This is a genomic window from Streptomyces sp. NBC_01077, assembly GCF_045162855.1.
GTDB lineage: Bacteria > Actinomycetota > Actinomycetes > Streptomycetales > Streptomycetaceae > Streptomyces.
In genome coordinates, this window is record NZ_CP108669.1 from 7,392,328 (window position 1) to 7,414,495 (window position 22,168).

The 22,168-nt window shown below is 72.6% G+C and carries 20 protein-coding genes; 12 read left to right on the forward strand and 8 right to left on the reverse strand.

Translation table 11 applies throughout. The annotated features are described in order from the left end of the window. Positions 1–18: 18 nt before the first annotated feature. Complete coding sequence (locus tag OG462_RS33455; RefSeq protein WP_406063447.1) at positions 19–885, reverse strand: (2Fe-2S)-binding protein; 867 nt, start codon at positions 883–885, stop codon at positions 19–21. Positions 886–1,079: 194 nt separating this feature from the next. Between OG462_RS33455 and OG462_RS33460 the strand changes: the two genes are divergently transcribed. The 3 genes from OG462_RS33460 (at position 1,080) to OG462_RS33470 (ending at position 4,449) form a co-directional block, all read left to right on the forward strand. Beyond that, positions 1,080–1,940 (forward strand): GntR family transcriptional regulator, encoded by an 861-nt coding sequence (locus tag OG462_RS33460; RefSeq protein WP_406063449.1) that lies wholly within the window; start codon positions 1,080–1,082, stop codon positions 1,938–1,940. Between the two features lie 29 nt (positions 1,941–1,969). After that, positions 1,970–2,644 (forward strand): hypothetical protein, encoded by a 675-nt coding sequence (locus OG462_RS33465; RefSeq protein WP_406063451.1) that lies wholly within the window; start codon positions 1,970–1,972, stop codon positions 2,642–2,644. 125 nt (positions 2,645–2,769) lie between these two features. Continuing rightward, complete coding sequence (locus OG462_RS33470) at positions 2,770–4,449, forward strand: WD40 repeat domain-containing protein (RefSeq protein WP_406063453.1); 1,680 nt, start codon at positions 2,770–2,772, stop codon at positions 4,447–4,449. Positions 4,450–4,508: 59 nt separating this feature from the next. On the opposite strand, the gene OG462_RS33475 is transcribed toward OG462_RS33470, so the two are convergent. Next, positions 4,509–5,297: a hypothetical protein gene (locus tag OG462_RS33475; RefSeq protein WP_406063455.1), complete on the reverse strand. Its 789-nt coding sequence runs from the start codon at positions 5,295–5,297 to the stop codon at positions 4,509–4,511. Between the two features lie 304 nt (positions 5,298–5,601). Further along, on the reverse strand, positions 5,602–7,299 hold the full coding sequence (locus tag OG462_RS33480; RefSeq protein WP_406063456.1) for a PucR family transcriptional regulator: 1,698 nt from the start codon (positions 7,297–7,299) through the stop codon (positions 5,602–5,604). 308 nt (positions 7,300–7,607) lie between these two features. Between OG462_RS33480 and OG462_RS33485 the strand changes: the two genes are divergently transcribed. The 5 genes from OG462_RS33485 (at position 7,608) to OG462_RS33505 (ending at position 14,417) form a co-directional block, all read left to right on the forward strand. Continuing rightward, on the forward strand, positions 7,608–8,498 hold the full coding sequence (locus OG462_RS33485; protein WP_406063457.1) for an FAD binding domain-containing protein: 891 nt from the start codon (positions 7,608–7,610) through the stop codon (positions 8,496–8,498). A 2-nt stretch (positions 8,499–8,500) separates the two neighbouring features. Continuing rightward, positions 8,501–9,097, forward strand: a complete 597-nt coding sequence (locus OG462_RS33490) for a (2Fe-2S)-binding protein (protein ID WP_406063459.1) — start codon at positions 8,501–8,503, stop codon at positions 9,095–9,097. A 2-nt stretch (positions 9,098–9,099) separates the two neighbouring features. After that, positions 9,100–11,499, forward strand: a complete 2,400-nt coding sequence (locus OG462_RS33495; protein ID WP_406063461.1) for a xanthine dehydrogenase family protein molybdopterin-binding subunit — start codon at positions 9,100–9,102, stop codon at positions 11,497–11,499. 268 nt (positions 11,500–11,767) lie between these two features. After that, positions 11,768–13,234, forward strand: a complete 1,467-nt coding sequence (locus OG462_RS33500; protein ID WP_406063463.1) for an NCS2 family permease — start codon at positions 11,768–11,770, stop codon at positions 13,232–13,234. Positions 13,235–13,280: 46 nt separating this feature from the next. Next, positions 13,281–14,417 carry an XdhC family protein gene (locus OG462_RS33505; RefSeq protein WP_406063464.1) on the forward strand — a complete coding sequence of 379 codons (1,137 nt, stop codon included), beginning with the start codon at positions 13,281–13,283 and terminating at the stop codon, positions 14,415–14,417. A gap of 28 nt (positions 14,418–14,445) precedes the next feature. Here the strand turns inward: OG462_RS33505 and OG462_RS33510 are convergent, their stop codons facing one another. Further along, a complete protein-coding gene (locus tag OG462_RS33510; RefSeq protein WP_406066820.1) occupies positions 14,446–15,093 on the reverse strand; it encodes an NADPH-dependent F420 reductase in 648 nt (215 codons plus the stop codon). Positions 15,094–15,173: 80 nt separating this feature from the next. Between OG462_RS33510 and OG462_RS33515 the strand changes: the two genes are divergently transcribed. Continuing rightward, positions 15,174–15,545: a winged helix-turn-helix transcriptional regulator gene (locus tag OG462_RS33515; RefSeq protein ID WP_406063466.1), complete on the forward strand. Its 372-nt coding sequence runs from the start codon at positions 15,174–15,176 to the stop codon at positions 15,543–15,545. 125 nt (positions 15,546–15,670) lie between these two features. On the opposite strand, the gene OG462_RS33520 is transcribed toward OG462_RS33515, so the two are convergent. The 4 genes from OG462_RS33520 to OG462_RS33535 all read right to left on the reverse strand — a co-directional run bounded on the left by OG462_RS33520 (position 15,671) and on the right by OG462_RS33535 (position 18,920). Continuing rightward, a complete protein-coding gene (locus tag OG462_RS33520) occupies positions 15,671–16,981 on the reverse strand; it encodes an ROK family protein (protein WP_406063468.1) in 1,311 nt (436 codons plus the stop codon). Between the two features lie 211 nt (positions 16,982–17,192). Further along, on the reverse strand, positions 17,193–17,462 hold the full coding sequence (locus OG462_RS33525) for a hypothetical protein (RefSeq protein WP_406063470.1): 270 nt from the start codon (positions 17,460–17,462) through the stop codon (positions 17,193–17,195). Beyond that, positions 17,459–18,103, reverse strand: a complete 645-nt coding sequence (locus OG462_RS33530) for a TNT domain-containing protein (RefSeq protein ID WP_406066821.1) — start codon at positions 18,101–18,103, stop codon at positions 17,459–17,461. Before OG462_RS33530 ends, OG462_RS33525 begins: the two co-directional genes overlap by 4 nt. Positions 18,104–18,314: 211 nt before the next feature. Beyond that, a complete protein-coding gene (locus OG462_RS33535; RefSeq protein ID WP_189806881.1) occupies positions 18,315–18,920 on the reverse strand; it encodes a TetR/AcrR family transcriptional regulator in 606 nt (201 codons plus the stop codon). Positions 18,921–19,035: 115 nt separating this feature from the next. Here OG462_RS33535 and OG462_RS33540 point away from each other — a divergent pair, with 115 nt between their 5' ends. The 3 genes from OG462_RS33540 to OG462_RS33550 all read left to right on the forward strand — a co-directional run bounded on the left by OG462_RS33540 (position 19,036) and on the right by OG462_RS33550 (position 22,160). Next, on the forward strand, positions 19,036–20,181 hold the full coding sequence (locus OG462_RS33540) for an acyl-CoA dehydrogenase family protein (protein ID WP_406063472.1): 1,146 nt from the start codon (positions 19,036–19,038) through the stop codon (positions 20,179–20,181). Positions 20,182–20,328: 147 nt separating this feature from the next. Beyond that, positions 20,329–21,597 (forward strand): GNAT family N-acetyltransferase, encoded by a 1,269-nt coding sequence (locus tag OG462_RS33545; protein ID WP_406063474.1) that lies wholly within the window; start codon positions 20,329–20,331, stop codon positions 21,595–21,597. A 41-nt stretch (positions 21,598–21,638) separates the two neighbouring features. After that, a complete protein-coding gene (locus OG462_RS33550; protein WP_406063476.1) occupies positions 21,639–22,160 on the forward strand; it encodes an AAA family ATPase in 522 nt (173 codons plus the stop codon). The last annotated feature ends 8 nt before the right edge of the window (positions 22,161–22,168 follow it).

Sequence of the window (22,168 nt, forward strand, 5' to 3'; positions counted from 1 at the left end):
CGTAATCACTCGGGAGCCTCAGGCGGCCGCCGCGAGCCGACGGACCCGCTCGGCGTCGCACGTGCGCGGACAGGTGAGGCAGGTGTCCTCGGGGCGCAGCGTGTAGAAGAAGCAGCAGGTCGCCCGGTCGCGCGTGGCGCGCGGAGCGCCGTCCGGCCCCTCGGCGCCCGGCAGTTCACGGAACCCCGCCGCTCCCGCATAGGGCTTGTACGGCTTGACGGTGCCCGGCATCAGCAGGTCGAGCTCGTCCATCGCCCGGCGCTCCTCGCCGAACAGGGCGCCGACGTACCAGAGGCCCTCGACGATCTCGTCCGTCGCCATCCCCCACAGGGCGCGGCGGCCGCGCCGCATCCGGGAGCCGAAGCCGTCGAGGATCGCCTCGAAGTGCTCGGCGAGCGAGGCGCGCACCTCGGCCCGCAGCGCGTCCTCGTCGGCGACCACACGGGCGCCGGGCAGGGCCGCCGCGGGGTCGCCGGGCAGGCAGGCGAACTCCTCCACCCGGACGGCCATCCGCCCCAGCGTGCGCTGGAAGGAGACATTCCGTGCGGGCAGCCGGGGCACCCTGCGGTCCAGGAACCAGGGGACGGTGACGAGGAGACAGGCGGGCCAGGCGTACCGGTGCAGCCCGAAGCCGGCGACGACGTCGGGGCGGGCCTGGGTGCCGTAGTCGCGCAGCACCTGCGCGTTGTCCCAGGCGAGGAAGGCGTCGAGGTCGGGGCCGCCGGCCGCGAGCTCGTCCGCGCCGACCCAGCCCGCGCCGCGCGGCAGCCGCTCATCCCGGACGTGTTCCTCTATCCGCAGATGGGTGAAGACCTCGGCGAGCCGGGCGTAGGCAGCCGCGACGGGCGAGGTCGGAAGGGCGGGCAACAGGGCGGGGACGGTCATGGGGACCACCGAATCGCGAGCGTTGGCAGGTTAGCCTTACCTTACCCGATTCGGAGTCGCCTCTCACCACCGGCCCGAGGGCTCCCACCAGGGAGGCAGCCCCAGGGGGTGTCCTGTCGGACCGTTCGCCTATGGTGCACAGAGGACCCGGGCGACGCGAGCCGGGACCGGCACGAGGCCGCAGGAGGACCCGGGTGGAGCAGGGCGCAGCGCGCGAGCGGGCGACGGAGAGGCCGTCCCCGCCCTTCGGCGACGCCGCCCACGCCCCGGAGGACGCCACACGAACGGCGGACGGCGCCGCACGGGTGCCGGAGCAGGCCCGTGGCGCGGGCGAGCCCCCGCGTGGCGCCGACCGGCGTGCCGAGTCCGCCCGGGGCGAGCACACCCACTGCGAGTCGGACGCCTCCGGCATCGCTCCCGTCCCCGCCTCCCGCGTCGTACGGCACTCCGTCCGCGGCCAGATCCTCGACGCCCTGCGTACCGCCCTCGTCGGCGGCGAGCTCGTCCCCGGCGAGGTGTACTCCGCCCCCGCCCTCGGCGAGCGGTTCGGCGTCTCGGCCACCCCGGTCCGCGAGGCCATGCAGCGGCTCGCCGTCGAGGGCGCCGTCGAAGTCGTCCCGAACCGTGGCTTCCGCGTCACCGAGCGCACCCCGCGCGAGCTCGCCGAACTCGCCGAGGTCCGCGCGCTCATCGAGGTCCCCGTCATGCTGCGGCTGGCCCGCACGGTCCCGGCCGCCCGCTGGGCCGGGCTCCGGCCGATCGCCGAGGCCACCTCGACCGCCGCCGCGCGGGGCGACCGCGCCCACTATGCCGAGGCCGACCGGGCCTTCCACCGGGCCGTCCTCTCCCTGGCGGGGAACGAGCAGCTGCTCGCCGTCGCCGACGACCTCCACCGCCGCTCCCAGTGGCCGCTGATCAGCGCACCCGCCGTCCGGCACGGTGTGCTCGTCGCCGACGCCGCCGAACACACGGCCCTCCTGGACGCCCTGATCGCCCAGGACCTCCCGGTCGTCGAAGCCCTCGTCCGCGAACACTTCACCGGCTCGAACGCCTGACCACCTGCGGCCCGCTAAGGTTGATGATCATGTCAACCGGCAAAGCCACAGGGGGAATCAGGATGAGGGCGGGCGTACGGGGGATCGCCGTCGCGGCGGCCATGGTGGTCGCACTCACGGGATGCGGGGACGGCGACGGAACCGGGGCGGCCACGGGGATCGCGGACGGCAAGGAGAAGGTCCAGCCGGCCTCGCTGGACGCGACCGGACTCATCAACGCCCTGCCGGTGTCGTCCGAGTTCAGCGACGGCACGTACACCGGCGGCGACCCCGAGCTGGTCCCGGAGGCCGAGGCCGCGAAGTTCTGTGCCGACAAGCTGGAGGACGTGGACTGCGCCGGAGTGAAGGCCGCGAGCATCAAGGACCTGGTCCTGGCCGGCTCCTCCTCGGACGACGGGGTCACCTTCACGCTCTACACCTTCGGTACGGAGGCGGAGGCGACCGCCGTACTGAAGGCGGTGGAGGAGGTGAGGAAGTCGTCGAAGGGCGAGGACGGCCCCTTCAAGCCGGTGAAGGCCGAGACCGGGGCCGACGAGACGTACGCCTTCGAGCGGGACGACTACGTCGGTGTCTACATGCGCGTCGGCACCGTGGTGTCCTACGCGAGCACCTACCTGTTCGGACCGGAGAGGGCGGAGCGCGCCGCCCAGGTCCAGGTCGGCCGGCTCAAGGTCGTCGCCGGGGGCGGCAACCCCGACCTCTGACCCGCCCCGAGAACCCACGGAAGCTCCCGGGAGACCGTCCCCGCGACGGGGCGGTCCCCGGGGCCCCGCGCCCACTAAGGTCATGGGCGACAGCCGCCCGTATCGCATCGCCCGTGAGGTGTCCCATGCCGTCCGCGACCCCGTCCCCGGCATGGGACGGACGCCGGCCCGCCACTGGTACGGAAGCCGAGGCCACGGCTCTGCTCGGCTGGCTCACCGATCCCGAGGCGCCCCGGCTCTGCCTCGTCACCGGCGCCCCCGGCAGCGGCAAGACGGCTCTGCTCGGCTGGTTCGCCAAGCACGGCCCGAGGGCCGGCCGGCCGCGCCGCCGCACGGCCCGGGTGCTCGTCCCGCTGGCCGGCCAGAGCGCGCTCGGCGCGACCTGGACGATCGCGGACCGCCTCGGCGTGGTGGCGAGGTCGCCCGGCGACCTCGTGCACGCCCTCGCCACCAGCGAGGCCCGGCCCGCCGGTCGCGCGGTCCTCCTCCTGACCGATCTGCACGCCGCCGCCGAACCCGCCGCGCTCACCGATCTGATCGCCGAGCTCGCGGGCGTGGGCCGGGTCCGACTCGTGGTCGAGGCGCGCAGCGGCACCCCGGCCCCCGCGGCCCTGCGCACCGACCGCCGGGTCGCCGTCGTGGATCTCGACGGTGACGCCGACCCCGCCGGATTCGCCGCCCCGGAGCGGGACCGGCCGCTGCCGGACCTCTCCGACCCGGTGGCCGTCTGCACGGCCGACCCGCTGCTCGTCACCACGGCGTACGTCACCGGCTCCGCCGCCGCAGGACTTCCGGGCACTCTCGACGGACCCGAGGCGCCCGCCCGCCCCGGCGAGAACGCCGCCGAGGACCACGGCGGGCTCCGGGCCGCCTGGATGCGGGCCGGCCAGTCGCTCTGCCGCGAACAGCCCCCTGCCGACCGGGCGTTGGTGCTGCTCACCGCGCTCGGCGACGGGGCCGACCCGCGGCTGCGCCCGGCGCTCGCCGAGCTGGCGGAGAGCTCCCCCTGGCGGCTCCGGTGGGCCCGGCACCGCGGCGACCTGACCCCTCCCTGGCCGGGGCCGGTGACCGTACTCGGCGCGGCGGGCGGGCCGTTGGAGGGAACCCTCCTCGTCGGCGACCGCACCGGCGCCGTCCGGCTCCTCCACGAGGCCGACGCGAGCCCGGCCGGCCGTCTCGCCCACACGGTGCCGGGCCGGGTCACCGCGCTCGCGCCGGCGCCCGACGGCACGGTGCTGCTCCTGGACGACCGGGGCAGGCTGCACACCGTACGGGGGGCGACGCCCCGGGCCCCGTACCTGGAGCGCCTCACGGAGGCCGTCTCGGCGACCCTGGCCCGGCACCCGGGCACGGCCCTCGCGGCGATCGCCGGTTCGGTGGTGGTGGGGGACCGGCTCGGCTCCGTGCACGCCTTCGGTCTGCGGGGCCTGCACCAGGCGGCCTCGCACAGCGGCCGGGTGACGGCGGTCTCGGCGGTGGACTCCGAGACCCCGTTCGTCTGCTCCGGCGGCGCCGACGGGACGGTCCGGCTCTGGACCCCGGGCCGCGACCCGCGCCCCGAACCCCTCGCCGAACGGCCCTCGCCGGTGGTCTCCCTGCACGCGACGGACACCCCGCACGGTCCGCTGGTCGCCGTCGCCTGGGGCGACGGTCTCGTCGAACTCCACCGCCCGGAGGGCGGCCCGACGCTCTCGTTCCGTCCGGGCCCCCCGGTCCGCGCGGTCGCCGTCACCGGCGCCGGCTCCCTGATCATCGGCACCGACGAGAGCCTGGTCTGTATCGCACCGAAGCGCATGTCCTACTGAAAGCCTGCTGCCGAGAAGCCTGCTGAGGGAGCGTCACCAGCCTCTCGGTCAGGGGGACTTCAGGTGGCCGGCTGTGGTGTCAGCTGGCTCGCGAGCCAGGTCGGCACCCCGCCCAGGAGGCGGAAGAGGCGGCGGGCCTCGGCGCGCAGGCGGCCCGCCTCCGGTTCCGTCTCGGTGGTGGCGAGCGCGGTGAGGGCCGGGGCCGTACCGACCAGGTAGCCCAGCTCCTCCCGGATCCTGAGCGACTCCGCGAAGCCGTGCCGTGCCTCCGCCAACTCACCTTCCCGCAGGGCGAGTCCGGCGAGATGCCGCCAGGTCGAGGAGAGCAGCAGCGAGTCGCCCTGCTCGGTGGCCGCGGCGTGCGCCCTGCGGTACGCGGCACGGGCCGCCTGCGGGGAGTCGCCGAGGTTCTGCGCGATGAGCCCGCGCCGCAGGTCGAGCAGTGGCCGGCCCTCGGCCGAGGGGGCGATCAGGGCGGCCGCCCGGCCCAGTGCCATCCGCGCCTCGTCGGCCCGGTCGCGTACCCCGAGCAACGTCGACGCGTAGGCCAGATAACCGCGTTCGCAGGCGGCGGCCCCGCGTTCCTCGTCCGTGCCGGCCACCGCCTCGGCCGCCCGGAGGGCCTCCTCCGCGTCGGCCCAGCCCTGTTCCGTGTAGAGGCAGCGCTCGATCAGCAGCGCGGCCCGTTCGAGTGCGGCGGCCGGTTCGTTCGCGTGCGGGGCGAGCAGCGCCGCGGCGTCCGTCCAGCACCCTCGGGAGCGGAGCCGCCATATGGCGGTCTCCACGGGAGTCTCCTTGCCGTAGGCGAGGGACGGATCTTCGCCGCCCCTTGATTCGGAACCAGACATGGCGGTGTCCGCCACATTGCCCTCCCCGAGCGCGCCATTGAGCTGTTGAGTGAGACCCGCATCTCAGCACGAAGGGCAGTACCTGGCCAAGGGGTCAGGTGAAAGAATTCACAAGACACCGGTGCGTCGGGGCGCCGCCGTCCGGACCGCGACCGACAGGCCGTCAGATCGCCGACGGGCCCGTGATCAGGCCCCGGCGAGGCCCGCCGGCCGGTCCGGCCGACGGGCCCCCACCGGCCCGGACGTCACTCCACCGGACTCGCCCGAAGGGGTGAATCCGCGTGGGAGATCTCCGCTCATCCGATCAGCTCATCCGGAGGGCGAGGAAGAAGTCGAGCTTGTCCTCCAGACGGGACAGATCACGGCCCGTGAGCTGCTCGATCCGGCCCACCCGGTAACGCAGCGTGTTCACGTGCAGGTGGAGCCGGGTCGCGCAGCGGGTCCAGGAGCCGTCGCAGTCCAGGAAGGCCTCCAGCGTCGGGATCAGCTCCGCGCGGTGCCGCCGGTCGTAGTCGCGCAGCGGGTCGAGCAGCCGGGCCGTGAACGCGCGCCGGACGTCGTCCGGGACGAACGGCAGCAGCAGCACGTGCGAGGCCAGCTCGTGGTGGCCGGCGGCGCAGACCCGGCCCGGACGGGCGGCGGCGACCCGGCGGGCGTGCCGTGCCTCCTCCAGGGCCCCGCGCAGGCCCTCCGCCGAGTGCACGGCCGCGCTGACGCCGAGGGTCAGCCGCCCGTCGTCGGCGAGACCGGCCGACAGCGGAGCGCGTACGGCCGCGAGCAGCGCGTCCGCGTGCAGGCCCAGCGCGGTGGCCGGGCTCTCGTCCTCGCTGTCCGGCAGCGGGCCCGCGGCCAGCGGGACCAGGGCGATGGCCTCGTCGCCGCTGTGCGCGACGGCGATCCGGTCGGCGGACTCGGCGCCCACGGTCGCCGGGTCGACGAGGATCTCCTCCAGGAGCGCCTGGGCGACCGGGCCGGCGTCCACGGCGGGGCCCTGACCGGCCTCCTGCTCCCATTCGACCCGGGCCACGACCACCTGCCAGTGCGGGGCCGTGCCGAGCCCGGGCAGCAGCACCGGGGCCGCGACCCGCAGCCTGGCCGCGATCTCGGCGGGCGCGGCGCCCGTCTGCACCAGCTCCAGGACCTCCTGGGCGAGCCGGCGCCGTACCGTACGGGCCGCGTCGCGCCGGTCCCGCTCGACGGCGATCAGCTGGGTGACGCCCTGGAGCAGGTCGAGCCGGGCGGCCGGCCAGTCCCCGGCGTCCGCCTCGACGGCGAGCAGCCAGTCCGAAAGGACCGTCTCGCGCACGTCACGGGAGGCGGGCGCGGCGCCCCGGCCGGTGTTGCGGATCGGGAAGAGGGAGTACGCCGTTCCGCCCGTGCTCAGCCGGTGCGGACCGCGCCGCCCGGTCCGGGTGGCGGCCAGGTGCTCACCGGCCAGGGTGGCGGCCAGCGAGGCCGGGAGGGGCTCGCCCGCGCCCGCGATCTGGCGGCCGGTGGGGGAGAGGACCCAGGCCCGCAGGTCCAGGTCGGAGCCCAGCAGGTCGAGGACCACCTCGGGGCCGCCGCCCGCCGGTCCCGAGGTCATGAGCCGCCGGTGCCGGTCGACGACGGCTGCCAGGTCGCCCGCCCGCTCGCCGGACACCTGTCGAACAACGTGCTCGGTGATCGTCGCGAAAGCAACGGTCTCGTTCACCGCGAAGAGCGGCAGCCGATGGCGTGAACACGCCGCTACGAGATCGTCGGGGATGTCGCCCAGCTCCGCCTCGCCCGCCGCCAGGGCGGCGACCCCGGCCGACGCCAGGATCCGTGCGAAGGGCTCGGCGTCGGCCGGCTCCCGCAGCCAGGCGAGGCCGGTGAGCACCAGCTCGCCGCCGGACAGGTACCGGCTGGGATCCTTGAGGTCCGTCGTCATCACGCCGCGGACGGTGCGGTCGAGCTCGTCCTCGCCGCCGAGCAGGCGCAGCCCGAGCGCGTCGTTCTCCAGCAGTGCGCGCAGCCGCATCGTGTCGCCGCCGTTCCTTCGTCAGTGGGTGGTGGGGTTGTCGCGTTGTCGACGGTGGCGTGTGGCCACCGTTTCCAGGGGAAAACAGCGAGGTAACCGTTCCCCGCCTTTCGTTCGAATCTACAAGACGACGACGGGACCCAGCCAACTCCTTCATGTTTTCGGTGACTGCACCCGGGCGATCGTGGGCTTGTGTACTAGGCCACACACCGCGTGAACAGCACATGAACGTGAAGTCGAGGACCGGCCGTCCCCCCGGAACCCTGCGCACGACCCCCGATCACCAGAATCACTAGAAGAGAGCCACCATGGACTTCCTTCGCCCCGCCAGCTGGGAGGAGGCGCTCGCCGCCAAGGCAGAGCACCCCACGGCCGTGCCCCTTTCGGGTGGCACGGACGTCATGGTCGAGATCAATTTCGACCACCGGCGGCCCGAGTACCTCCTGGACCTGAACCGCATCGAGCTGCTGCGCGAGTGGGAGGTCGGCGAGGAGAACGTCCGCCTCGGCGCCGCCGTTCCGTACACCCAGATCATGGAGAACCTGCGGGCCGAGCTGCCCGGTCTGGCACTCGCCTCGCACACGGTCGCCTCCCCGCAGATCCGTAACCGCGGCGGCGTCGGGGGCAACCTCGGTACCGCCTCGCCCGCCGGCGACGCCCACCCGGCGCTGCTCGCCGCGGGCGCCGAGGTCGAGGTCGAGTCGGTGCGCGGCATCCGGTTCATCCCGATCGACGAGTTCTACACGGGCGTGAAGCGCAACGCGCTCCAGCCCGACGAGCTCATCAAGACCGTCCACATCAAGAAGGCGGACGGCCCCCAGCAGTACTCCAAGGTCGGCACCCGCAACGCGATGGTCATCGCCGTCTGCGCCTTCGGCCTGGCCCTGCACCCGGAGACCCGGACCGTGCGCACCGGCATCGGCTCGGCCGCGCCGACCCCGATCCGCGCCAAGGAGGCCGAGGCCTTCCTGAACGCGGCTCTGGAGGAGGGCGGCTTCTGGGACAACGGCAAGATCATCACCCCGTCGATCGCGAAGCAGTTCGCCGACCTCTGCTCCGGCGCCGCCAACCCGATCGACGATGTCCGAGGCACCGCCAAGTACCGCCGCCACGCCGTCGGCATCATGGCCCGCCGCCAGCTCGGCTGGACCTGGGAGCAGTACCGCGGCACCGGCCGCTCGCTTGAGGGAGCTGCATAACCATGCGCGTCAATTTCACGGTCAACGGACGTCCGCAGGAAGCCGACGACGTCTGGGAGGGCGAGTCCCTCCTCTACGTCCTGCGTGAGCGGATGGGGCTCCCCGGCTCCAAGAACGCCTGCGAGCAGGGCGAGTGCGGTTCCTGCACAGTCCGCCTCGACGGAGTGCCGGTCTGTTCCTGTCTCGTCGCCGCCGGTCAGGTCGAGGGCCGCGAGGTCGTCACCGTCGAAGGCCTCGCCGAGTTCGCCAAGGACCGCGCGGAGCACGCCGGTTGCGCCTCCGGTGCCTGTGGCACCTCGCTCGACGCCGCCAAGAAGTGGGAAGCGAAGCCGGGTCAGGACTCGCAGACCGGCGAGGGCGTCGAACTGTCCCCGATCCAGCAGGCGTTCATCGACGCCGGCGCCGTGCAGTGCGGCTTCTGCACCCCCGGTCTGCTGGTCGCGGCCGACGAGATGCTGGAGCGCAACCCGTCCCCGACGGACGCGGACATCCGCGAGGCGCTCTCCGGCAACCTCTGCCGTTGCACGGGTTACGAGAAGATCCTCGACGCGGTCCGCCTCGCGGCCGCTCGCCAGGAGCGTCAGGGAGAGGCGGTCTGACGATGGCTCAGAACACACGCACGACTCCGGTGGGCACGCCCACCGACGTCACGCAGAACCACACCAAGGGCGGCATCGGCGAGTCCACGCTCCGTCCGGACGGCACCCTCAAGGTCACCGGCGAGTTCGCGTACTCCTCGGACATGTGGCACGAGGACATGCTGTGGGGTCAGATCCTGCGCTCCACGGTCGCGCACGCCGAGATCCTGTCCATCGACACCTCCGAGGCCCTCACGATGGACGGCGTCTACGCCGTCCTGACGCACGAGGACCTGCCCGCCGCGAAGAACTACGGCATGGAGTTCCAGGACACCCCGGTCCTCGCCTACGGCAAGGTCCGTCACCACGGTGAGCCGGTCGCCCTCGTGGCCGCCGACCACCCGGAGACCGCCCGCCGCGCCGCCGCGAAGATCAAGATCGAGTACCGGGAGCTCCCGGTCATCACGGACGAGGCCTCGGCCACCGCTCCGGACGCGATCCTGGTCCACGAGAACCGCGACGACCACCACTCCGGTCACGTCCCGCACCCGAACATCGTGCACCGCCAGCCGATCATCCGCGGCAACGCGACCGAGGCCGCCAAGAAGGCCGACGTCATCGTCACCGGCGAGTACACCTTCGGCATGCAGGACCAGGCCTTCCTCGGCCCCGAGTCCGGCCTCGCCGTGCCGGCCGAGGACGGCGGCGTCGACCTGTACGTCGCCACCCAGTGGCTGCACTCGGACCTCAAGCAGATCGCCCCCTGCCTCGGCCTGCCCGAGGAGAAGATCCGCATGACGATGGCCGGCGTCGGAGGTGCGTTCGGCGGCCGCGAGGACATCTCCATGCAGATCCTCGCGTCCATCCTCGCGCTGCGCACCGGCAAGCCGGTCAAGATGGTCTACAACCGCTTCGAGTCCTTCTTCGGGCACGTCCACCGGCACCCGGCGAAGCTCTGGTACGAGCACGGCGCCACCAAGGACGGCAAGCTCACGCACATGAAGTGCAAGATCGTGCTCGACGGCGGCGCCTACGCGTCGTCCACGGCCTCGGTCGTCGGCAACGCCTCGTCCCTCTCGGTCGGCCCGTACGTCATCGAGGACGTCGAGATCGAGGCGATCGGCCTCTACACCAACAACCCGCCCTGCGGCGCGATGCGCGGCTTCGGCGCGGTCCAGGCCTGCTTCGCGTACGAGGCCCAGATGGACAAGCTCGCCGCGAAGCTGGGCATGGACCCGGTGGAACTGCGCCAGCTCAACGCCATGGAGCAGGGCACGATCATGCCGACCGGCCAGGTCGTGGACTCGCCGGCCCCGGTCGCCGAGCTGCTGCGCATCGTCAAGGCCCGCCCGATGCCGCCGGAGCAGCAGTGGCTCGCGGCCGGCGAGGACGCGGACGTCCGCGCCCTTCCGGGTGGCCTCTCCAACACCACGCACGGCGAGGGTGTCGTCCGGGGTGTCGGCTACGCCGTCGGCATCAAGAACGTCGGCTTCTCCGAGGGCTTCGACGACTACTCGACCGCCAAGATCCGCATGGAGGTCATCAACGGCGAGGCCGTCGCCACGGTCCACACCGCGATGGCGGAGGTCGGCCAGGGCGGTGTCACCATCCACGCGCAGATCGCCCGCACCGAGCTCGGCGTCCAGCAGGTCACCATCCATCCCGCCGACACCCAGGTGGGCTCGGCCGGTTCGACCTCCGCGGGCCGTCAGACGTACATGACCGGCGGCGCCATCAAGAACTCCTGCGAGATCGTCCGCGAGAAGGTCCTGGAGATCGGCCGGCGCAAGTTCGGCTCGTACCACCCGGCGTGGGCCAACGCCGAACTCCTCCTGGAGGGCGGCAAGGTCGTCACCGACGGCGGCGAGGCCCTCGCCACCATCGTGGACGTCCTGGAGGACCAGGCCGTGGAGGTCGAGGAGGAGTGGCGGCACCGCCCCACCCAGGCCTTCGATCTCGTCACCGGCCAGGGCGACGGTCACGTCCAGTACGCCTTCGCCGCGCACCGCGCGGTGGTGGAGGTCGACACCGAGCTCGGCCTGGTCAAGGTCATCGAACTGGCCTGTGCCCAGGACGTCGGCAAGGCGGTCAACCCGCTCTCCGTCATCGGCCAGATCCAGGGTGGCACCACCCAGGGCCTGGGCGTGGCGGTGATGGAGGAGATCATCGTCGACCCGAAGACCGCGAAGGTGCGCAACCCCTCCTTCACGGACTATCTGATCCCGACCATCCTCGACACGCCGACCATCCCGGTCGACTACCTCGAGCTGGCCGATCCCAACGCGCCGTACGGCGTGCGGGGCATCGGTGAGGCCCCGACCCTGTCGTCCACCCCGGCCGTCCTCGCGGCGATCCGGGCGGCGACGGGTCTGGAGCTCAACAAGACGCCGGTCCGCCCCGAGGCGCTCACCGGCACCCTGTAGGACTCTCCGGGCGGTCCGTGCCTCCCCGGAACGTCACACTTCCACCGCCCGTACCGCCCGGAGTAACCCCCCGTAGTACCCGCAGTACCCGCAACACCCCGTAGTACCAGCAGCACCGCAGTACCGCAGTACCGAACCATTCCGTTCGCCTCGGGCCGTCCCCCGGGTCGTGCAGCCACGCATCATCCCAAATCCCGCAATCTTCACCAGATCAGAAGTCCTTCGAAGTCTGACGCGGGTGCCCCTTTGAACCTTGGGAGTAGGCCCCATGACCCAGTCGTCTGTGGAGCCCAAGACCGCTTCGGAGGACGCGGGCTCCGGCTCGAACGTCCCCGCCGGCCGCTCTTGGCTCGACCGGTACTTTCACATCTCGGAGAGAGGATCCACCGTCGCGACGGAGATCCGCGGCGGCGTCACCACCTTCATGGCGATGGCGTACATTCTCCTGCTCAACCCCCTGATCCTCGGCGGCAAGGATGTGGACGGCAACGTCCTCAGCCAGCCCGCACTCATCACCGCCACCGCGCTCGCCGCTGCCGTGACCACCCTGCTGATGGGCTTCTGGGGCAAGGTCCCGCTCGCCCTCGCGGCCGGTCTCAGTGTCTCCGGCGTGCTGTCCTCGCAGGTCATCGCCGTCATGACCTGGCCGCAGGCCATGGCCATGTGTGTGGCCTACGGTGTGGTGATCTGTCTCCTGGTGGTCACCGGCCTCCGTGAGATGATCATGAACGCGATCCCGCTGGCGATCAAGCACGCGATCACCATCGGCATCGGCCTCTTCATCGCACTGATCGGCTTCGTCAAGGCGGGCTTCGTCCACGAGAACCCCTCTCCCGGTGGTGGCCCTGTCGTCCTCGGCCCGGCCGGTGAGCTGGCCGGCTGGCCGGTCCTGATCTTCGCCTTCACCCTGCTGCTGATCTTCGCGCTCCAGGCCCGCAACGTGCCCGGCGCCATCCTCATCGGCATCGTCGCCGGCACGGTCATCGCCGCCGTCGTCAACGCCGTCGGCGACCTGCCGGCCAAGTCCTGGTTCGCCGGCCCGCCGGAGCTCAACGGCAGCGCGGTCTCCACGCCGGACTTCTCGCTCATCGGCGAGGTGTCGTTCAGCGGCTGGGGCGACGTCGGCTACATCACGATCACCATGATCATCTTCACCCTGGTGCTCGCCGGCTTCTTCGACGCCATGGCCACCATCATCGGTGTCGGCTCCGAGGCCAAGCTCGCGGACTCCCAGGGCCGGATGCCCGGCCTGTCCAAGGCGCTGTTCATCGACGGCGCCGGCGGTGTCATCGGCGGCGTCGGCGGCGGCTCCGGCCAGACCGTCTTCGTCGAGTCGGCCACCGGCGTCGGCGAGGGTGCCCGTACGGGTCTGTCCTCCGTCGTCACCGGCGCGTTCTTCGCGGCCTGCCTCTTCTTCACGCCGATCACCGCGATCGTGCCCGCCGAGGTGGCCTCCGCGGCCCTGGTCGTCATCGGCGCGATGATGATGCAGAACGCCAAGCACGTCGACTGGAGCGACCGCTCCGTCGCGATCCCGGTGTTCCTCACCGTGGTCCTGATGCCCTTCACGTACACCATCACCACGGGTGTCGCGGCCGGCGTCATCTCCTACACCGTCATCAAGACGGCGCAGGGCAAGGCACGCGAAGTGGGCGCCTTCATGTGGGGCCTGACCGCGATCTTCATCGTGTTCTTCGCGATCCATCCGCTCGAGAGCTGGCTGGGCGTCAACTGACGCCCGTACCGTCGCCCTCCACACACACACATCGAGGAGATCCGAGATGCTGGACATCGCCGAAGAGCTGCACCGGTGGGTCGAGCAGGGACGCGAGTTCGCCGTCGCCACGGTCGTGGCGGTCGGCGGGAGCGCGCCCCGGCAGCCGGGCGCCGCGCTCGCCGTCGACAGCGACGGCACGGCGATCGGCTCGGTCTCCGGCGGGTGTGTGGAGGGCGCGGTCTACGACCTCTGTCAGCAGGCCCTCGAAGACGGCAGGACCGTCGTCGAGCGCTTCGGCTACAGCGACGAGGACGCCTTCGCGGTCGGTCTGACCTGCGGCGGCATCATCGACATCCTCGTCACTCCGGTCCGCGGCGGGGTCTTCCCCGCCGCCCTGGCCGCCGCCGTCACGGGGGAGGCGGCGGCCCTGGCCCGGATCGTCTCCGGCCCCGAGGACCTGATGGGCCGGGCCCTCCTGGTCCGCCCCGACGGCTCGTACGAGGGGAAGCTCGGCGGCCACCCGGAGCTGGACCGCACCGCGGCGGCCGAGGCCCGCGCGATGCTCGACGCGGGCCGCACCGGCACGGTGGAGATCGGCGAGGACGGCAGCCGCTGCGGACAGCCGCTGACCCTCCTGGTCGAGTCCTCGGTCCCCGCCCCCCGCATGATCGTCTTCGGCGCCATCGACTTCGCCGCCGCCCTCGTCCGGGTCGGCAAGTTCCTCGGCTACCACGTCACCGTGTGCGACGCGCGGCCCGTCTTCGCGACGCCGGCCCGCTTCCCCGAGGCCGACGAGATCGTCGTCGAATGGCCCCACCGCTACCTGGCGTCCACGGAGGTCGACGGCCGCACGGTGCTCTGCGTCCTGACCCACGACGCCAAGTTCGACGTGCCCCTCCTAGAGTCCGCGCTCAAGCTTCCCGTCGCCTACGTCGGCGCGATGGGCTCCCGCCGCACCCACGAGGACCGCAACAAGCGCCTCCGCGAGGTCGGCGTCACCGAACTCGAACTCGCCCGGCTGCGCTCCCCGATCGGCCTCGACCTCGGCGCCCGTACGCCCGAGGAGACCGCCCTGTCGATCGGCGCCGAGATCGTGGCCAACCGCCGGGGCGGCACCGGCCTCTCCCTCACGGGCGCCCACACCCCGATCCACCACGACGGCCCCCACGAGCCGACGGGGCGCATAGGCTCCGTCGCCTGACGGTCGCTTTCCGGGTGGCGCCGGCGCATCAGGCGAGATCGACCCCCGCGTACGCCAGCGGCGGAGCGATCGCCTGGGCGTCCGCACCCTCGCCCACCCACAGGCCGATCAGGAGGGCCGCCGTCGCCTCAAGGAGACCCGCCCGGTCGAGCCCGCCTCCGTCGAGCGGCACGCAGCCGAGGTCGCGGACGAGGTGTCGTACGGCTTCCAGAGCCGGCGCGTCGTCACCGCAGAGCGGCACCGCGAGGGGGCGTCCGTCGAAGACCGGCGGGGTCCTGGACCACACGCTCTCGTGGCAGAGGTTGAAGGCCTTGACCACGGACGCGCCGGGCGCCGCGGCCGCGATGCGCTCGGCGGCCGAGGGCCCGCCCCGGGTCTCGAGGACGAAGCCCGGCGCCACCGGGTTGGTGCAGTCCACCAGCGTCCTGCCTCGTACGGCGTCGGCGAGGCCGGACGTCACCGCGACCGCCGCGCCGTACGGAACGGCCAACAGCACCGCGTCCCGGCCGTGCTCGGCCGCGTCCCGCGGGGTTCCCGACCGTCCGCCGATCCGTTCGGCGAGGGCGGCGGCGCGGTCCGTGTCCCGCCCGCCCACCAGCACGTCGTGGCCGCCCCGCGCCCACTGCGCACCCAGGACCCGCGCCATGGTTCCCGTACCGACGATCCCGATCCTCATCATGTGTCCAACCTCCTTGTGACGACCCGTCCTTCGGATTCGGGACGACACTAGGAAACCGCTGGGGCACCATCTGGTAAGTGACCAGCGATCACGGCTTCATCGCCGACTGCCAGGCCCGGCTCGCCTTCGACCTGCTCGCCAACACGTGGAACGCCGTCGTGGTGTGGGGGCTGCGCAGGGGCCCCGTGCGCCCCGGTGAACTGCGCGAGCGGATCGGCGGGATCAGCCCCAAGGTGCTCACGGAGACACTGCGCCGACTCCAGTTCAACGGCCTGGTGGAACGCCGCGCGTACCCCGGTTCCCCACCGCGCGTGGAGTACGCCCTCACCGCGCTGGGGCGGACGCTGCTGGAGCCGATCGAGGCCTTCGGCGCATGGGCGTTCGCGCACGGCGAGGACGTGATGGCGGCCCGGGAACAGGCGGAGGAAGCCGAGTCCGGGCCCGGTTGAGGCGGCTGGGACCCACCGGGCGCCACGGCGCCGGTCGCGGCGTGGATGCCGAGCGCGGCGGCGTATCCGCCCCCGTGAGTGAGGACGGCGAGCGCGTCACCGAAGGCGAAGGGCCCGGCGCAGGTTCAGTGCGCCGCCCTTTCCCGTACGGTCGACGCCCAGGCGGGCTGTTCCTCGGCGGTCTCCGCCTCGGCCCGCCGCCCGCCCCGGCCGAAGAAGTCCGCGAGCGGCAGGATCGCCGCGCCGACCGTGACCGCGTCGGGGCCGAGCGTGCCCATGCCGATGTCGACCCGGGCTGCCGGGTACGTGAGGGCGTACTCGCTCGCGTACCCCTTGACCGTCTCCAGGAAGCGGGCGCCGAGCTGGAGACCGGCCCAGCCGCCGACGAGGATCCGCTCGGGCTGGAAGAGGTTGATCAGGTCGGCGAATCCGGCGCCCAGGTACTCGGCGGTCTCCTCCAGGACGGCGAGCGCGGTCGCGTCGGGATCCGCCGTCGCCTCCGCCGGATACGCCGCCGCCAGCATCGCCGTCAGGGCGGTTTCCTCGTCCGTGTCGGCCGGGGGCTGCCCGCCGGCCTCGCGCCACCGTTCCAGGAGGGCTTCGGCGCCCGCGTACGCCTCCAGACAGCCCTGGGCTCCGCAGCGGCAGCGCCGACCCCGGACCCGTACCGTCAGATGACCCCACTCGATCGCCCGTCCCGGCCCCATCGGGTCCGTCAGCACGCAGGCGCCGACGCCCGAGCCGAAGAGGACGACCACGGCGCTGCGCGCGCCCCGCCCGGCGCCGAACCACATCTCGGCCTGGCCCAGCGTCTTGGCGCCGTTGTCGATCCAGTACGGCACGGTGGCCGGCAGGTCCACGCTCTCGCGAAGGAGCCGCTCCAGGGGGACCGCGTCCCAGCCGATGGTCTGGCCGTGCACGACCGCCCCGTCCTCGGCTGTGCGGGCCACGATGCCGGGCACGCCGACGCCGACCCCGAGGAGTCGCTCCGCGGGCACGTCCGCGGTCCGCAGCACCTCCGCGATGCCTTCCCGGACGTGCCCGACGACGACCCCGACCTCGTACCGTTCATGGGGGTTCGGGCTGTCGACCGCCAACGGGCGTTCGGTGCGGGCGAGTTCGGTGAGGGTGAGGTCGAACAGCTCGATCCTGACCCGGGTCTCGCCCACGTCGACGCCGATCATGCAGCCGCTGCCGGGGGAGACGCGGAGCAGGGTACGGGGGCGTCCGCCGGCCGAGTCGACGCTGCCCGCCTCCTCGACCAGGCCCTCCGCGACGAGCTCCGCGACCACGTTGCTGATGGAGCCGGAGCTGAGACCCGTCGCGGGGCCGAGCGAGAAGCGGCTCATCGGCCCGTCGAAGTAGAGGCGTTGAAGGACGGCGGTGCGGTTCTCGCGTCGCAGGTCACGCACGGTGCGGCCGTTCCGCATGGTCACTTGGCCCCCAGGTGAAGTAGTCCTCAGCGCAACATACCGCTGCCAGGACCCTCGCGCGACCTTCTCTTGAGGTTTAACTCACATCCTGAATTAAGCCTCCGAGGGCTTCAGGACCTGAACGCGGGCGCTTCGTCGACGACGCGGTCCACGACCGGAGCGCATCCGCTACCGGGAGCAGCACCTCGCGGCCTGCACCCGCGCCCACCGTGCGCTACACGCCCAGGAGCGTCCGGAGGTGGGCGCAGGCGTCCGCCTCGGTGTCGTGCGCGGCGACCGGCTCGTACGCGCCCCGCTCGTACACCCCGGTCTCCCAGCCGACCCCGCCCGGCCTCGCTCGCAGATAGGCGAAGTCGGGCGGGGTGGGCGCCGGTTCGTGGACGCCCTCGATCCAGTAGTACCCCTCGGGCACTCCGGCCTCCCGGAGTGCCCGGTCCAGCGCGTGGCGGCCGGTGCCGGCGGCGCCGTCGGTACGGTCGGTCACGCGGGGACGCGTACCAGATAGCCGTTGTCGAGCAGCCACTTGACGTTGAGGCGCTGCCCCTCGCCCGGGTTCAGGAACGCCGCGTCCAGCTTGATCTGGCGGCCGCCGCCCGGCTGCTCGAACCAGGGCGCGATGGAGCCCTCCCAGACCACGAACTCCCGCGTCACCTCGTACAGGTGGTAGTCGCAGGGGAAGGCCGCGTCCCGCGTGTTGAGGTTCTGCGGGGGCAGCGCGCGCTTGGCGTAGGCGTCACCCGCAGGGGCCAGATAGCCGCCGAACTCCGAACCGAAGCGGTCCAGGCGCTCGCCCTCCTCAAGCAGCTCCGGCGCCTTGTCGACGGTGCCGTTGACCTCGCCGAAGCCGTCGTTCGGCGGGTACTTCCAGCTGCCCGTGTCGGCCGGACCCTCCCAGTACTTCTTGAGGAAGTCGGCGGGGGAGAGCTTCCCGGTCCGGTGGTAGCGGTTGAGCAGCGGGCCCACCGGCTCCTGCCACTTCTTCGGCAGGAACTTCGGGCCGAGGCGCTTGTCGCCCTGAAACTCCCCGGTGCACTGTGCCGGGGGAGCGGCGACGGGCTTCGCGTGCTGCCCGTCGGGGGTGGCCTGCGCCGCCGGGGCCACGGTGAGGGCGGCGGTGACGCCCATGGTGGCGAGGACGGCACGGATCCTGAAGGCGGTACGGCTGCGCTCCACGCGGAGGTCTCCCTGGGTGGGTGGTCAGTGGAGCGGCACACGGTAGTGGATCACCTGCGCAGAGTGACCGAACGGGGGCGGGAACCAGCCATGCGCGCCCCGCCGGGCCCGGGGCGTGTCGTGCCGATCAGGCCGGGCTCGCGGCGTGATCGACAAGGCGCTCCTAGGCCCTGCGGAGGCCGCTGAGGAGCAGTTCGGCCAGCTGTTCGTACGCCTCGGCGTCGGCGAGGCCGGTCGCCGCGGCCACCTGGCGGCGCTGGATGCGGACCATCACCGAGGAGATGACGTCGGCAGCGAAGGTCACGTGCACCTCACGGAAGACGCCCGCCCGGACGCCCTCCTCGATGAGCTGCTGGACCCGGCCGGCCGCCGCGCGTGTGTTGCGCTCGTACACCTCCGCCGCCGGTTCGAACGCCGCCACGTCGTCGAAGAACTGCGGCGAGACCGGCGCCAGCTCGGCCGAAACCGCCCGCAGATAGGCGGCGAGCCGCTCGGCGGGATCGGTCGCAGCGGCCAGGACCGCCTCGACCCGGGCCGTGGCGCGTCGGAAGAAGTGCACGACCGCCGCACGGACCAGCTGCTCCTTGCTGCCGGCCAGGCCGTACAGGGTCCGCTTCGAGCAGCGGAGGCGCGCGGCGAGGTCGTCGAGCGTCAGCCGGGCGAAACCCTCGCCGACGAGGAGGGCGACGAGCTCCTCGAAGAGGGCGGAGCGGCGCGCCGCGCCGCGGCCCGTCAGCTTCGGGGCATCGGCGGCAGAGGTCTCGATCACCCGGTCAGTATTCCAGGCCGGCGTTCTCGGGGGTTACGGCAGCACCCTTCTGCGCTACTCTAAGCGGTACTGCAGTACCTTCCCCAGTACCACTTTGCGCGCCGCTGGAGTCGCCATGGATGTCGACCGCCTGCTTCCCACCCCCGAGGCAGCGGACCTCATCGCCCTCACCCGGGAGATCGCCGACAAGGAGCTCTCTCCCAAGGTGGACGAGCACGAGGCCGCCGAGACCTATCCCGAGGGACTCTTCGCGACCCTCGGCGAGGCCGGACTCCTCGGCCTGCCGTACCCGGAGGAGTACGGCGGCGGAGGCCAGCCGTACGAGGTCTACCTGCAGGTTCTCGAAGAGCTCGCCGCGCGCTGGGCGGCCGTCGCCGTCGCCACCAGCGTCCACACCCTCGCCTGCCACCCGCTCCACACCTTCGGCACCACCGAGCAGAAGGAGCGCTGGCTGCCGGAGATGCTGGAGGGCCGCACCATCGGCGGCTACAGCCTCTCCGAGCCGCAGGCCGGCTCCGACGCGGCCGCCCTCGCCTGCAAGGCCGAGCGACAGGACGACGGCAGCGGGTACCGGATCACCGGCACCAAGGCATGGATCACCCACGGCGGCAGGGCCGACTTCTACGCGCTCTTCGCCCGTACCGCGCCCGGCAGCCACGGCATCTCCTGCTTCCTCGCCCCCGGCGCCACCGAGGGCCTCAGCTTCGGTGTCCCCGAGCGCAAGATGGGCCTCCAGGCGGTCCCCACCACCTCCGCCTACTGGGACGGCGCGCTCCTCGACGCCGACCGGCTCGTCGGGGACGAGGGTCAGGGCCTCCAGATCGCCTTCAGCGCGCTCGACAGCGGCCGCCTCGGCATCGCCGCCTGCGCCACGGGCCTCGCCCAGGCCGCCCTCGACGCCGCCGTCGCGTACGCGAACGAGCGGACCACCTTCGGCCGCCGGATCATCGACCACCAGGGACTCGGATTCCTCCTCGCCGACATGGCCGCCGCCGTCGACGCGGCCCGCGCCACCTACCTGGACGCGGCCCGCCGCCGCGACCTCGGCCGCCCCTTCAGCCGCCAGGCCAGCGCGGCCAAGCTCATCGCCACCGACACGGCCATGAAGGTCACGACGGACGCCGTCCAGGTCCTCGGCGGCTACGGCTACACCCGCGACTTCCCGGTCGAGCGGTACATGCGCGAAGCCAAGATCACCCAGATCTTCGAGGGCACCAACCAGATCCAGCGCCTGGTCATCAGCCGGGGGCTCGTCACGTAGGTACGCGCGGCCTCCTCGCGGCCCGCGTCACGCGGCACCACCCCGACCGTCGGCAGTAATTCGCTTGCCCCGGGCACGGGAGCACGCTGCACTGTGGCCGGGCACCACGCGTCGTGGTGCCGGTGCACCGAGGAGGCAGCGGCAGCGATGGAGATCCGTTCCACGACCGACGAGGACCTCGACGTCTTCGTCGACACCGTCCACGCCGCGTTCGGGCGCTTCCCGGAAACCCCGACCGACGGCGGCGGGCTCTGGTGGTCGGCGCTCGAAACGGACCGCTGCCTGCTCGCCGTGACGGCCGACGGGCGGCCCGTCGGCACCGCCGGCGCGCACTCCTTCGAGCTCACCCTGCCCGGTGAGAGCCTCGTCCCGGCCGCCGGGGTGACCGCCGTCGGAGTCCTGCCCTCGCACCGGCGCCAGGGCGTGCTCAGCGCGATGATGCGGCATCAGCTCGCGGCACTGCGGACCCGCGGGGAGTTCCTCTCCGTGCTGCTGGCCTCGGAGGCACCGATCTACGGCAGGTTCGGTTACGGACCGGCGACCTACACCCGGCGGGTGACGGTGCAGCGCGACCGGGCCGCCCTCGCCGCTCCACGGGCGCGCGGAACGGCCGACGCACCGGCGACCGGCTCGGCAACCCGCTCGGACACGGCATCGGGTACCGGCCCGGGCATCGGATCGGTCGAGGTGCTGCGTCGCGCCGAGTGCGGCGAGATCCTGGAAGAGGTCTACGACCGGTACCGGCGCGCCCAGCCCGGCGCGCTGTCCCGGCCGCGGCGATGGTGGGCCCTGCGCGCGGGGCAGCCCCCGATCTCGCCGGCGCCCCGCTACGTCGCCGTCCACCGGGACGCCGACGGCGTCCCGGACGGGTACGCCAGCTACTCGCTCGGCGAGTCCGAGACCCTGACGGTCGACGAGACCATCGCCACCGACGACGCCGTCTTCACCGCCCTGGCCCGGTTCGTGCTCGGGCACGACCTGGTCTCCCGGGTCGTGTTCAAGCACCTCCCGCCCGAGCACCCGCTGCGCTGGCAGTTCGCGGACTTCCGCGTCGGCGAGGTGAGCGGCGACACCGACTGGCTGTGGGTGCGTCTCCTCGACGTCCCCCGTGCGCTGACCGCGCGCGGCTGGTTCACCGACGGCGAGCTCGTCCTCGACGTCGACGACCCGTTCCTCGGCGAGCACGGCCGCTACCTGCTGACCGTCCGGGACGGCAAGGCCGACTGCGTCCCGACGGACCGGGAGCCCGACCTGTCCCTGGACGTGAGGGACCTGGGCTCGGTCTACCTCGGCGGCACCGCCCCGAGCACCCTCGTGCGTGCCGGACACATCCGGGCCCACCGCCCGGACGCGGCCACCCGCGCCGACGCCCTCTTCCGCGCCGAACGCCCTCCGCACTGCCTGCACTGGTTCTGAATTTCCCGTGCTGCGGCCTGTGCACCGCTAGCCTCGGCCCCATGATCGTATGGCTCAACGGAACCCACGGTGCAGGCAAGACGACGACCAGTGCGCTCGTGCAGCAACTGATCCCGGATTCACGTGTGTTCGACGCCGAGAAGGTCGGCGAGACGCTCATGGACATCACGCCGCGGCTGCCCGCGACGGACAACTTCCAGCACTGGCCGCCGTGGCGGCCGCTCGTCGTCGAGACCGCCCGCCGCGTACTCGACTACACCGGCGGCACTCTGGTGATGCCCATGACCGTCCTGGTCGAGCAGTACTGGCGCGAGATCAGTGCGGGCCTCGCCCACCATGCGATTCCGGTACGGCACTTCGTCCTCCATGCCGACCAGGACACCCTCCGCGCGCGCATCGAGAGGGACGCGGTGATGGGCCCCTCCTCGTTCCGGCTCGACCACCTTGAGCCCTACGCCGAGGCGGCCCGCACGTGGCTGCACGGTGAGGCCGAGGTCATCGACACCACACACCTGACACCCGCCGAGACCGCCCTGAAGGTCGTGGAAGCCGTCAAAGGGTGAGGCTTGAC